Raw genomic sequence first — 13,448 nt, forward strand, 5'->3', positions numbered from 1 at the left:
ACACTCGGCTGTTTTATTTGCAATGCTATACGTATTTTTGCTGAAATGCCGCAATACTTGCGTATTCCTCTGTCAATAGTCTTGAAACACGGATATAGATACGCATCAGCTCGGCATAGATTTTGGCGTTTTCCTTGTTTGGCAAATGGAAATGCGAGCCTCCTACCATGTCAGCAACCACGTCTAACGAGTCGATCTCCCCTAAGCTGTACAAGCCAAGAATTACGGCCCCAAGACATGAGCTTTCAATGCTTTCGGGCACATGGAGCTCTTGATCGAAAATATCAGCCATCATTTGGCGCCAAAGCTCCGATCTTGCAAATCCGCCTGTCGCTTGTATCTTAGTTGGCTTGCCTGTAAGCTCCTCTAACGCCATCAGAACGCTGTATAAATTAAAGATAACGCCTTCTAATGCCGCTCGAATAAGATGCTCCTTCTTATGATGCAAGCCAAGACCAAAGTATGAGCCTCTTGCATTCGCATCCCATAGCGGTGCGCGCTCACCCGACAGATAAGGGTGGAAAATGAGGCCATCCGAGCCCGGATTCGCCTTCGCGGCAAGCTCAGTCAGCAGTTCATAAGGATCGATGCCTCGCTGCTTCGCCGTTGCAATCTCTTCCGTGCCGATCTGATCGCGAACCCATCTGAAGATCATTCCCCCGTTATTAACGGGACCGCCGATCACCCAGTGATTCTCAGTCAGCGCGTAACAAAAAATCCTTCCCTTCGGATCCGTTACCGGCTTGTCCGTCACCGCGCGAATCGCACCGCTCGTGCCAATTGTAACGGCAACGACACCGGGATCAATTGCGTTTACGCCGAGATTCGAAAGCACGCCGTCACTTGCACCGACCACAAACGGTGTAGAGGCCAGCAAGTTCATTTGCTGCGCGAAATTTTCGCCTAAGCCCTCGATCTTAAAGGTTGTTGGAACAAGCTCAGACAACCGATCTGGCGTAACGCCAGCGACAGACAATGCTTCCTCATCCCACTGCAGGTTGTTCAGATTGAATAACCCTGTTGCGGATGCAATAGAATAATCGATGACATAACGGCCAAACAGCTTGAAAAAGACATATTCTTTGATCGAAATAAACTTATAAGTACTCTCAAAAAGCTCCTTATGATCATAGCGAAGCCAAGTAAGTTTGGATAACGGAGACATTGGATGAATCGGCGTACCTGTGCGCAAATAAATATTATGGCCGTTCCATTCGTTTTTGATCTTGTTTGTCCATTCCATGCTGCGATTATCAGCCCACGTAATACATTTGGTTAATGGGACACCTTCCCGATCTACGGCGATGACGCTATGCATAGCTGAGCTAAATGACACGCATAAAATATCCTCTGGCTGAACGTTACTTTTTTTAACGGCTTGTCCGATCGTACCCAGCACCGCATTAAAAATCTCATCAGGATCCTGCTCCGCGATGGCCGGTGAAGGAGAATGCAGCGGATATTCTATACCATGGCTTGCTACAATAGCTCCCTTTGTCGTAAAGAGAACCGACTTCGTGCTCGTCGTGCCGATATCTACACCGATTACATATTTTGTTTTCATCTCCGTACCTCCCTATGCTTTTGCCAGACTATCAGCTGTTTTGCTTCTTAGAGAATCTATAACTATTACAATAACATCTCTTCCGATATATATTCAATTCAGAGCCTTATGAGCTTACGACGCTATGTCCGCCGAATTCATTACGCAGTGCTGCCACAACTTTGCCGGAGAATGTATTTTCCTCTAATGAGCGGTATCTCATCAGAAGCGATAAAGCGATAACGGGAGTCGCGGTTTGCAGATCCAAGGCGGTTTCTAGTGTCCATTTCCCTTCGCCTGAAGAATGCATGATGCCTTTTAAGCCTTCAAGACGAGCATCCTTTGCAAATGCGTTTTCCGTGAGCTCCATCAGCCATGAGCGAACAACGGAGCCGTTATTCCACACCCTCGCCACTTTCTCGAAATCGAAGTCGTATGCACTTTTTTCCAGAAGCTCAAATCCTTCTGCAATCGACTGCATCATGCCATATTCAACACCGTTATGCACCATTTTCAAAAAATGGCCGCTGCCGCTTTCACCTGCGTGCAAATAACCGTTCTCTACACAAATATCGTGAAACAGCTGTTCAACGGATGCAAACGCTTCTTTATCCCCGCCAATCATCGTGCATGCGCCGTCTCTTGCTCCTGATGTCCCGCCGCTTGTGCCGACATCCAGGTAGTGAACGCCTTGCTCCAATAGCTGTTTTGCTCTTCTAATCGTATCCTTGTAGTTGGAATTTCCGCCGTCAATCAGAATATCGCCAGCTTCCAGTGATTGGCTTACCTCCTCGATAACCGATTCCGTAAGCTCGCCAGCCGGTACCATCATCCAAATTACGCGCGGTGCGTTTAGCTTTTTTACCAACTCCGCTATAGACTCTGCCCCTTGCGCTCCATCCGCTGCAGCTTTCTCGACTGCTTCTGCATTCACATCGAAAACAACGGCTTTATGCTGATGTTCCATAATATTACGCATTAAATTGTAACCCATTTTACCTAACCCGATTATACCTATTTGCATCTTTATTCATCTCCTAAAAGGTTTTTTAAACAGCGCTGTTTGCATGCTTATCAGCATGCGATATAGGATCATTGTGCCATTTATGTTATACTTCTCATGAAAAAAGCTGCTACACGAGGGGAAGCAACTACCATGGTGCAAAACATGCTCGGTAAAATCCGTTCTTATTATGCAAGGTTCAGCGAAAAAGAAAAGAAAATTGCTACATATATCCTAAACAATCCGGAAAAAATCATTCATAGCACAATAAACGAGGTGGCTGACGATTTAAATGTCGCAGAAGCTACCGTTTTTCGCTTTTGCAAGCATATCGGCTATAAAGGCTATCAAGCGATGAAAATTGCGCTGGCATCTGAGATCATGACACCGATGCAGCAGATTTATGAAGAGATTAACGAGAACGACAATGAAAAAACAATTGCCGAAAAGGTTTTTAAATCAAACATACGGACCTTGGAAAATACATTTCAAATTTTGGACGGCGACAACTTTGCCAAAGCCGTAGGTTATATTGCACGTGCGAACCGCGTTCATTTCTACGGGATCGGCGGCTCTGGCGTCATTGCAATGGACGCCTTTCACAAATTCATACGTTCCGGCAAACAAGCCTTTGCTTTTACAGATGCGCATTTCCAGCTCATGTCTGCCGCGCAGTTGACGAAGGAGGATGTCGCTGTTGTGATTTCGCACTCGGGCACGAATAAGGACACCATTCGAATCTTGAAGACAGCGGGCCAGAATGGCGCAAAGACAATAGCCATAACCGGTTTTCCAAAATCGCCCATCAGCCAGCATGCTGACGTTTCACTTCATACGAGCTCAGACGAAACAGAATACCGCTCCGAAGCTCTTGCCTCAAGAATCGGTCAGCTTAGCTTAATCGATGCCCTCTATGTCAATGTCATGATTATTAATAAAGACAGAGCGAATGTTTCTCTTGAAAAAGTACGCGAAGCTATTTCCGAGACAAGAATTTGATCCATTCTAATAATTAATGTTATAGAAGAAAGGTGAGCTGCTGACTGCGAGGTCAACGGTTCACCTTTTTTCGTACGATTAGACGAATATATCCACCACTAGAATGAGCAACAACGCAGTTACGGAAATAATGGTTTCAAGCGCCGTCCAAGTCAAAAGCGTTTCCTTCACGGACATTCCGAAATACTCTTTAATCATCCAGAAGCCTGAATCATTTACGTGAGACAGAATAAGCGATCCTGCTCCTGTCGCAAGAACAAGCAGTTCCAGATTAGCCCCTGGCACAACCGCAGCAATTGGCGCTACAATTCCTGCTGCTGTCATCATGGATACCGTAGCAGAACCTGTCGCTACGCGGATCAACGCCGCAATCCCCCATCCGAGCAATATCGGTGAAACATTTGAAGAGGTTGCCAATTCCGCGATATATTCACCGATACCAGAATCGAGCAAAACGCGGTTAAAAGCTCCCCCAGCGCCGATGACCAACAAGATTGTCGCTGTTGGAGCTAGACAATCGTTCGTGAATTTAAGTACAGTCTCCCTGCTGAGACCGCGGAAGAAACCTAAGCTAAAGAAGGAATAGATGGTTGCGATCAATAGCGCTGTAACTGGATCGCCGATAAAGCGCAATGCTTGGTAAAGCGCACTTTCTTTCTCAAGAAAAAGCTCAGCAATGGAAGACGTAAGCATAAGGATAACAGGCACTAGAACCGTAAATACCGTGTTAAAAAAGCCCGGTAATTTTCTTGTAGAATCTGCCTCTGCCAGCTGGTCACCGATTTCCTTAGGAACTGTCTTATGAATCCGTTTCCCTATCCATTGACCGTACATAGGTCCTGCAATAATCGCGGTCGGGAGACCCACGATAATGGCGTACAGGATCGTCAGGCCAACATCGGCATTGAAGATACCTACTGCTGCCATCGCTGCCGGATGAGGGGGAACAAGACCATGTACAACGGAAAGGCCCGCTACAAGCGGTACGCCAATTTTGACTAAGGATACGCCTGTCTGCCGAGCAATTGTAAATACCAATGGAATTAACAATACGAAGCCTACCTGGAAAAACACCGGAATTCCGACGAGAAAAGCAACAAACATCATCGCCCAATGAACATTTTTTTCACCGAAACGTTTAATGAGGGTTTGCGCGATTTTCTCGGCGCCTCCTGATTCAGCCATCATTTTTCCAAGCATCGTCCCCAGTGCAAGAACGATCGCAAGGAAGCCCAGCGTATTGCCCATTCCTGTTTTAATGGAATCAATGATGCCTGTTCCGCCTGTTTCCGTGGTGAACAAAGGCATTCCCGTTGCAAGTCCAACCCCGATCGCGGTAACGATCAACGAGACGAACGGATTAAGCTTAGCCACTGTGATGAGTAGCAGCAATACGACAATAGCCGCCAAAACGATAAGTAATAACATAGTGTGCCCTCCTAAGTTGTCTTGAGAATTTACCGAGCAAGCTTATCAATTATATGAAAAAAAATTTCTCAAATCAATATTATTCATAGAAAAATATTTTATTATTTGTGTCGAATATTCAGTTCTATATTATGGTTAATAAAAATCATTTCATTCAAACAGCCTACACAATTAAAAAAAGGCATGCCAAAAAGAACCCGCATGCTTGAAATACAGCATGCGGGTTCTTTTTTTTGATGCTTATCAGAAAGGAATATCACAAATTATTGTTTAATTCCCTTTCGAGACGAAGTCGCTTATATTTCTCTGCATATTTGCTTACACTGTGCACAACTGTTGCATGTGACCAGGTAAGCGGTGCAACTGATAATGGTGTTCCGTCATACGGATTCAACTGCTCTGGCAGCAATCCGCTTTGAAGCGCATGGTCCGACACCCATTGCAGCGTTTGACGAGGCCCTTCCAGCTCTTCTAGCGTTTTGGCGGAATCTATCTCAAAGTTAGCTACCCACAATGTGCAAATAATCCAAGGGTTGCCTGGAACCTTGTCAATTTCGCCGGACTGCTGGAAATAATAATCGTTCGTATAACGAGCGATTCCTCCAATATGCGTTTTGACCTGCAGACCTTCTTTGATCGCCAGCATCGTCTGAATGACACGGTAATCATCGACGGGAAGCACGCCAAATTCCAATACGCCGAACAAGCTGCTCTCGAGCGTCATATCCTTCACCCATCGGTTATCCTTCTGAATCAAACCGCGAGCGAATCGACCCGTTTCCTCGTCCCACAGATGCGTAATAATGCCATGCTTGATCATCTCTGCCGTACTCTTGTAATGGTCGCTGCGCTCATAATCTCCGAAGAGATCCGTAAAGAATGACGCAGCCATCAGACCGCCGTAAACGGAAGCTGCGGTATACGTCCAAATCCCGTAGCGTTCCTCCCATAAATCGTAGCTAGGCTTTGGCAGTGACAAGGAAGGCTCCATGTAGGAGCTTAAAAAGGTAGCTGCCTTCCGGATTAAGTTGCTGTAAAGCGATTGCGGCAGCTCAATGACTTGATTCCGGGAATAATCCTTCCACAAGGCGAACAGCACGAGCGCCGTTTCATCCTCTTGTATCGGCAAACGCCTGCTTCCTTGCACAATATAAGGATGCCAGCTGGAGCCTACTGTGCCGTCTGGATTATATTTGTGATACAAATATCCCTCAGGCGACAGAGCTTGCGCGCAGAAATGGAAAAACGGTGCTATAACGCTCTGATAACCCGCCATTGACATGGCATCCGCGATAAGCGCTCCGTCACGCGGCCACATGTAGCTGTAATGATCCCGATTATATTGCAAAATATCGGTATCGTTTGCTGCCAATATGGCTCCCCGTTCATCAACCTGTGTTCGAACGAGCAGCAAGCTTTGTTTGAACATTTTCACAACATCATGCGGCAGGTCACCGAGGTCGGTTTCTGCCCTGCGAAGCCAATGCTTCCAGTAAATGACCATTCGGCTGAGCAGCTTTTCCGGATGATTATCCTGCACGTATTGATTGAGTTCCTTAACTTCTTCTAAATTCTGACCGATAGACATCCAGTAATACACGGATTTATCGCTGTTTGGCGCTACGATTGTACGGAAGCTGATTGTACTGTCAACCGAGCCTTGAGCAATGGAATTGCCCATCAGCACGCCGTCCTCTGCGTCGCGCCACGTGCCTTCTGCGGATTGGAACCTTTTGATCCCCGTCGAATATTGGGTCATCCCGCCTTCGTCCGAGAAGCCGTTGAACATGAAATAATTATTCCGCTTGTAATGATAGAGGGTGTGATTTTCCGGATAATAAACGGCGGTATCGCCGACCTCTGAGCCGTCAATCATCAAATCCTGATGGAAAAACAAACGAACCTCTTTTGTATCGTTTGTTCTGTTGCGAATAACAACCCGTTTAATATAAATGCATTCCCGTTGATGAATTCCGTCATTCATATGGAGTTCAATACCTAAACCATCATGCTTTGCCGTAATATTCGTAACTAACGAATCATCAATATAATCCAAATCAAATTTCCACTCGGGCTCATCCAACCAGCTAAAGGCACCTTCTACCCACACGCCTAGGCGGCAATATTGACCGCCTACATGATTTAGCTGCCCGACGAATGGATAATAAATGTCCCGAATATAGCAATGCTGATCCAAATTAAGGAGCATCTTTCCGTTGCCGATTACAAGATGACGGGCCATGACTCTTTCTCCTTTCGATGCGCTAAGAGTTGTGAGTAAACGGATATATAGGCTTTGGCGGAGCGGTTCCAGCTATAATCTTCATTGCTGCCGTTACTCACGATTTGCTTCCAGGCTTCCTGATTACGATATAGAGCTAATGCTCTTCGCACGGTATACATATAATCATGCGCGTTGTAATTAGTAAAGCTGAAGCCGTTACCTTCGCCAGTATATTCGTTATAGGCTTGTACCGTGTCCTTTAATCCACCAGTCTCTCGAACAATCGGTACAGAGCGATAGCGCAAAGCGAGAAGCTGACTTAAACCGCATGGCTCAAATTGAGAAGGCATCGCAAATATATCCGAGCCTGCATAAATTCGACGGGCCAACCGATCGTCATAGCCGATCCAAACAGCAAATTTATCGGGATAATGGTATGCAATATGATTGAAAAACTGCTCATATCTCGCATCACCGGCACCTAACACAACAAATTGCACATCATCTTGCAGCAGCTCTTCGAGCGTAGCCGTAATTAAATCAAAGCCTTTCTGCTCCACTAACCGGGACACAATACCGATTAGGGGAATATCCTCTGATTGTGGAAGCCCCAACTCGCGTTGGAGCTCTACTTTATTTTTTCGCTTGCGGCTTAAGGAATTTCGGTATGGAATGTCCAATGTGCTGTCATTCATAGGATCAAACAGTTCGTCATCAATTCCATTTACGATGCCCACTAAGTCGCCTGATCGGTATCTAAGCAGGGAGTCCAGCTTCTCACCAAAATATTCCGTTTGGATTTCCTCCGCATAGGTGTTGCTGACAGTCGTAAGCTTGTCTGCGTAGACAAGACCGCCCTTCATACAGCTTCCTGCTCCATGAAATTCCAAGCTGTCAGCAAAGAACATATCAGGTCCCACGCCAAGCAAATCCATAAGCAGGTCAATACCGAACAAGCCTTGATATTTCAAATTATGGATGGTAAATACCGATTTGGTGTATGCCCATGCCGGATCGTGATAGTACCTTGTTTTGAGTAGAAACGGTATGAGTCCGGTTTGCCAGTCATGGCAATGAACGATATCAGGATGGAAATCCATGTAACGCACAGCCTCCATCACCGCAAAACAGAAGAACACGAAGCGCTCAGCGTCATCACCATAACCATAAAGACCTCTGCGCTTAAAATAAAACTCGTTATCGATCAAATAATATATAACACCGTCAAACTCAGCCCTTAGCAACCCGCAATATTGATTGCGCCAGCCAAAGGAAACCGTAAAATGTGCGATTTGCTCAAACTGCCCAATAAGGGCAGCAGGTATTTCTTCATATTTAGGCAAAACAACTCTGGTATCAACGCCCCGCTTATTCAGCGCCTTAGGGAGCGCCCCTGCAACGTCGGCGAGTMCGCCTGTCTTCGCAAGCGGCACAGCTTCTGAGGTTGCGAACAAAATGTTCATAGGATTMTCCTTTCTTATGGACGCCGCATCAGCAATGCATCAACCTAATCGGAAACGGCTTGCGTATTCCTATCGTGGTATAGCGCATGTTTCGCGGCAAAATAAATTAAATAATTTTTCTTTTCCCAGCTAAAAATGGCGCACTAGCGGCACCGCGAATGTCTCGCTCCGCTTCAACGCGTACATCCTTGTCCAAAATACTGTGCTGCAAAAAGCTGTCTTCACCGATAATACCGTTTTGCATCACGATGCTATTGCTTACAATTGCACCCTTTTGGACATGTACGCCACGGAACAAAATACTATTAACGACCGTTCCTTCGATTCGGCAGCCGTTTGCAATAAGCGAATTAGAAACCTTTGAGGTTCCTAAATAACGTGCTGGAGGTTCATCCTTAACCTTCGTGAAAATCGGGCCAGGTTGGTAGAAAAGCTCTTTCCATACGTCTGGATCAAGCAAATTCATATTATTGCGGTAATAGCTTCCGAGCGTGTTCACAACGCCCAAATAACCTTCATACATATAGCCGTAAACATTGAGCTGGCCGAGTCTGGAGAAAATCGCGTGCCGAACAAGATGATCCTGCCCTTGTGCCAACGAGGTTTCTACCAGTTCCATTAGTAAATCCTTACGCATGACATACATCTCCATAGAGTTGATGTCGCTTGCCATACGGCCATAGTGGTCTTGAATCGCCGTAATACGGCCATCCTCATTCATCTTCACCTTACGAGCCTTGCCTGACAGCAGATCTGTTTGCTGCTTGCAAACGACCGTAATATCAGCTTCGCGCTCCAAATGGAATTGAATGACCTTCTCAAAATCAATATTGCAAACCATGTGGCTGCGGGTAATAACCACATAATCTAGCGATGCGCGATTAAAATAATCACGTTGTTGATAGAAGTGATATAAATCGCCGCGGCTGATTTCTTGGATATCGTCAGTAGCCGGCGGAAGTACGAATAAACCGCTTTGTCGGTGCTGAAGATCCCAATGCTTGCCTGAACCAAGATGATCCATCAGCGAACGGTATTTGGTATGCGCAAATACCGCTACCTTTGAAATGCCCGAATTAACCATGCTGGACAATATAAAATCAATTAAGCGATATCGAGCGCCAAAGGGCACCGTTGCGAGGCAACGGCCCTGTGTTAATCCTTCGAGCTCATCCGTCTCATGAATCAAATTAATGACGCCCATGACTTTATGCTTCATGAGTGCTCCACCTCCCGCAGCAAATGATCGTTCGTCACATATTGGTCAACGGCAATAACCGTTATCGTGTCATCATCAGGGCTGCCTATCGTTACGCCAGCTTGAATGACTGCACCTTCTCCGATTATGGCTCTATATATGCGTGCTCCCTCGCCTATTTTCACATTGGGCATGACGACCGACTCGGAGATTACCGTATTTTTCTCAGCCTTTACGCCATAGAACAATACAGAACGATAAACGCTGCCTTCAATCAAACAGCCCTCCGTTATCATGGAAGCTGTCACTTCGGCTTTGGCCCCGATATGCTGAGCCGGCTGATTAGGATTAACAGAATAAATTCTCCAATCAGAGTCTGCCAGCTCCAATGAAGGCTCATCGGCAAGCAGATCCATATTAGCTTCCCATAGGCTGTCGATGGTTCCGACATCCTTCCAATACCCTTTGAAAGGATAGGAATGAAGCCGTTTGCCGTCCCGCATCATGGCAGGAATGAGATCCTTGCCGAAATCATGACTCGAGGTACGGCTAGCTTCATCGTAAATCAAATATTTTTGCAGCTCGGACCAAGTGAAGATATAAACTCCCATGGACGCGATATTGCTGGTTGGATTTTTTGGTTTTTCCTCGAAAGCGGTTATACGGTCCTCATCGTCAATATGCATAACCCCAAAGCGGCTTGCTTCTTTCCAGTCAACTTCGATGCCTGCGATCGTTACATCGGCGCCTGAGCGCTTATGATGCTGCAGCATGAGCTCATAATCCATCTTATAAATGTGATCGCCTGAAATAATGAGAACATATTCCGGATTATAAGGTTCAATGAAGGACATATTCTGATAAATGGCATTTGCAGTTCCTTTATACCAAACGCCGCCCTTTTGCTTCATGAACGGCGGTAAAATCGTCATGCCCCCGTCGCGCCGGTCAAGACCCCAAGGACTGCCGATGCCTAGATAACGATTGAGCTCAAGTGGTTGATATTGCGTAAGTACCCCTACTGTATCAATTCCAGAATGCGCACAGTTGCTTAATGTAAAATCAATTATTCTGTATTTTCCTCCAAAATAGACAGCTGGCTTCGCTAAATCCTTCGTAAGCACGCCTAATCTTTTACCTTCGCCTCCTGCGAGCAGCATTGCGATCATTTCTTTTCGGCCCATGGACACCAACCCTCTCTTAATGTGTGTTCCCCGAATCTAAGGTGAAGTACATGAATGCTAAGGGGGGCAAGTGAATCGTAATGCTTTGATTGTGACCGTGCCAAGCGACGCTTTCGCTGCTGTAGCATTGATTTGTTTGTGTTTCCGTACCGCCAAATTGCTCGTCGTTACTATTTATGAAAGAGCGATATGAACCTGGCTCTGGAACACCTAGACGAAACTCCTGGTAATCATTTCTGGAGAAATTAGCCACTACGATAGAAAAATCGGATTTTCCGCGGCGGATAAAGGATATGACCGATTGAGCTGCATTATGAACATCAATCCATTCAAAGCACCCATGCTCGCTATCCCGCTCCCACAGCGATGGCTGATCAACATACAAGTGATTAAGCGTTTTTACGTAGTGGTGCATGCTTCGATGCATATCGTATTCCAGCAGCATCCAGTCCAGCATATCGCCGTCCTTCCACTCGTCAAACTGGCCCCACTCACTTCCCATGAATAATAATTTCTTACCGGGATGAGTCATCCAAAATCCGTAAAAAAGCCTTAATTGAGCAAACTTTTCTTCATAGCTTCCAGGCATTTTGTTTAAAAGCGAACGTTTTCCATGCACGACTTCGTCATGCGAAAGAGGTAGAACATAATTTTCTGAAAAAGCGTAAAGGAGTGAAAATGTGATGAGATGGTGGTGRCTTGAGCGATCAGAAGGATCCAGCGCCATATAGCGCAGCATATCGTTCATCCAGCCCATATTCCATTTAAAATTAAATCCGAGGCCGCCTTTGTAGGTTGGTGCAGTAACAGCGGGCCATGCGGAAGAATCTTCAGCAAGCATTAGAGTATCGGGGTAATAATGAAACACGGTTTCATTGAGCTTCTTTATGAAGCGGAGAGCATCTAGGTTGTCAGGTCCGCCTAAGTAATTATAGGTGTGCATTTCCGGCGGTTTGTCCATATGTAAATTAATCATACTTGCAACGGCATCAACTCGTAAACCGTCGATGTGAAACATATCCATCCAATACATCGCATTGGAAATAAGAAAACTAACGACTTCTTGTTTGCCAAAATCAAAAGACAATGTGCCCCATAGCGGCTTCTCCGCACGTTTGGCATCTGCTCCTTCAAAAATGGGCGTGCCGTCAAAAAGACGCAGGCCATGGTCGTCTTTGCAGAAATGCCCTGGAACCCAATCCAAAATAACGCCAATGCCTGATTGATGGCATTTATCAACAAATCGCATCAGCTGCTTCGGTGAGCCGTAACGGCTCGTAACGGCATAAAAACCCGTAATTTGGTATCCCCAAGATTGATCTAGCGGATGTTCGGATATGGGCATTAGCTCAATATGAGTATAGCCCAATTCTGCCGCATAAGGGACTAAATCATCAGCCAATTCTTCATAAGTGAAAAAATCTTCTTTTCCTTTGATTTTCCAAGAACCGGCATGCACCTCATAAATGAGCAAAGGATTGTTATAAGCCGGCAGCTTGCTTTTCTTTTGCTGCCAATCTCCATCCTTCCATTTATAGCCGCTTAACCGAGAAACAATTGAAGCGGTACCAGGCCGACGTTCTGCAAAGAATGCATACGGATCGGCTTTTCTGATCATGGCGCCTTCCGGTGTTATGATCTCGTATTTGTACACTTCGCCTTCACCAATGTTAGCGACAAACAGGGAATAGATGCCTGTTGCATCAATTCTGTCCATAGAATGGAGTGTACCTACCCATTTATTGAAATCGCCGATAACACGCACTTCTGCTGCGTTTGGAGCCCAAACCGTAAATCTTACGCCGTCTTTACCGTCCACTCGGACAAGGTGAGCACCCATAAAACGGTAGCTGTGATAGGAAGTGCCTTGATTAAACAAATATAAATCCTTGTGCGAAAGCCCGTTCGGTGCCTTTTGAACCATTCTTGGTTTCACCCCCTGTTGGATGATCAATGACGAGTCAGAATCAGCGGAGCTTGCAATACTTTATCCACATTATACATGGTTTGGTGAAAAAAACACAGTCGTTTTCATAGAATTCGACAGTATTATTTATCTCCATGTCAGATTAAGTAACATTAACCTGACTTGCGCCCGTAACACGTTGGATGTAATAATGCTTAGCGCAGTAACCCTTCGTAATTGATACTTTAATACAATTTACCCATTTGCAGTTTGAAACTTGTTTTACTCGACGAGGTCTGACCGTATTCGGGTCCCCGTGTCGCAGTAATCTCTGATGATGCATCGCACATAAGTCTTTTGCTTTAATCGGCTTCATACAGTTTTCTATGCTGCAATGGTTCATATTCAGTCTCCCCTGTGTATGCCAAGTCGTTAAAATCTGATACGCTCTGGTTGTCTGCTATCATATTATCGGGAAAATGAAATAGAATAAAGCCTGC

The 13,448-nt window shown here is 45.6% G+C and carries 9 protein-coding genes; 1 reads left to right on the forward strand and 8 read right to left on the reverse strand.

The features are described from left to right. Positions 1-25: 25 nt before the first annotated feature. Positions 26-1,564, reverse strand: a complete 1,539-nt coding sequence (gene gntK / locus AC1DLI_RS01980) for a gluconokinase (protein ID WP_477599124.1) — start codon at positions 1,562-1,564, stop codon at positions 26-28. Positions 1,565-1,670: 106 nt separating this feature from the next. Continuing rightward, positions 1,671-2,567, reverse strand: a complete 897-nt coding sequence (gene gnd, locus AC1DLI_RS01985; RefSeq protein ID WP_477599126.1) for a phosphogluconate dehydrogenase (NAD(+)-dependent, decarboxylating) — start codon at positions 2,565-2,567, stop codon at positions 1,671-1,673. 132 nt (positions 2,568-2,699) lie between these two features. On the opposite strand from gnd, the gene AC1DLI_RS01990 reads away from it, so the two are divergent. Further along, the gene (locus AC1DLI_RS01990; protein WP_477599128.1) at positions 2,700-3,545 is read left to right on the forward strand and encodes a MurR/RpiR family transcriptional regulator; all 846 of its coding nucleotides are present in this window, start codon (positions 2,700-2,702) and stop codon (positions 3,543-3,545) included. 78 nt (positions 3,546-3,623) lie between these two features. On the opposite strand, the gene AC1DLI_RS01995 is transcribed toward AC1DLI_RS01990, so the two are convergent. The 6 genes from AC1DLI_RS01995 to glgB all read right to left on the reverse strand — a co-directional run bounded on the left by AC1DLI_RS01995 (position 3,624) and on the right by glgB (position 12,966). Further along, positions 3,624-4,973, reverse strand: a complete 1,350-nt coding sequence (locus AC1DLI_RS01995) for a GntP family permease (RefSeq protein WP_477599130.1) — start codon at positions 4,971-4,973, stop codon at positions 3,624-3,626. 256 nt (positions 4,974-5,229) lie between these two features. Then, positions 5,230-7,215, reverse strand: coding sequence for a glycoside hydrolase family 15 protein (locus AC1DLI_RS02000; RefSeq protein WP_477599132.1), 1,986 nt, complete (start codon positions 7,213-7,215; stop codon positions 5,230-5,232). After that, the gene (gene glgA / locus AC1DLI_RS02005; protein ID WP_477599134.1) at positions 7,197-8,660 is read right to left on the reverse strand and encodes a glycogen synthase GlgA; all 1,464 of its coding nucleotides are present in this window, start codon (positions 8,658-8,660) and stop codon (positions 7,197-7,199) included. Before glgA ends, AC1DLI_RS02000 begins: the two co-directional genes overlap by 19 nt. Before the next feature lie 106 nt (positions 8,661-8,766). Next, complete coding sequence (gene glgD, locus AC1DLI_RS02010; RefSeq protein WP_477599136.1) at positions 8,767-9,879, reverse strand: glucose-1-phosphate adenylyltransferase subunit GlgD; 1,113 nt, start codon at positions 9,877-9,879, stop codon at positions 8,767-8,769. Then, entirely contained in the window at positions 9,876-11,042 is a 1,167-nt protein-coding gene (locus tag AC1DLI_RS02015; protein ID WP_477599138.1) for a glucose-1-phosphate adenylyltransferase, read from the reverse strand. Before AC1DLI_RS02015 ends, glgD begins: the two co-directional genes overlap by 4 nt. A gap of 16 nt (positions 11,043-11,058) precedes the next feature. After that, entirely contained in the window at positions 11,059-12,966 is a 1,908-nt protein-coding gene (gene glgB, locus AC1DLI_RS02020) for a 1,4-alpha-glucan branching protein GlgB (RefSeq protein ID WP_477599140.1), read from the reverse strand. Positions 12,967-13,448: the final 482 nt, after the last annotated feature.

This window comes from Paenibacillus sp. 01T443 (genome assembly GCF_056398325.1).

Coding starts and splice junctions, on each gene's coding strand:
- gntK (WP_477599124.1), bottom strand. CDS start 1,564: ATGAAAACAAAATATGTAATCGGTGTAGATATCGGCACGACGAGCACG.
- gnd (WP_477599126.1), bottom strand. CDS start 2,567: ATGCAAATAGGTATAATCGGGTTAGGTAAAATGGGTTACAATTTAATG.
- AC1DLI_RS01990 (WP_477599128.1), top strand. CDS start 2,700: ATGGTGCAAAACATGCTCGGTAAAATCCGTTCTTATTATGCAAGGTTC.
- AC1DLI_RS01995 (WP_477599130.1), bottom strand. CDS start 4,973: ATGTTATTACTTATCGTTTTGGCGGCTATTGTCGTATTGCTGCTACTC.
- AC1DLI_RS02000 (WP_477599132.1), bottom strand. CDS start 7,215: ATGGCCCGTCATCTTGTAATCGGCAACGGAAAGATGCTCCTTAATTTG.
- glgD (WP_477599136.1), bottom strand. CDS start 9,879: ATGAAGCATAAAGTCATGGGCGTCATTAATTTGATTCATGAGACGGAT.
- AC1DLI_RS02015 (WP_477599138.1), bottom strand. CDS start 11,042: ATGGGCCGAAAAGAAATGATCGCAATGCTGCTCGCAGGAGGCGAAGGT.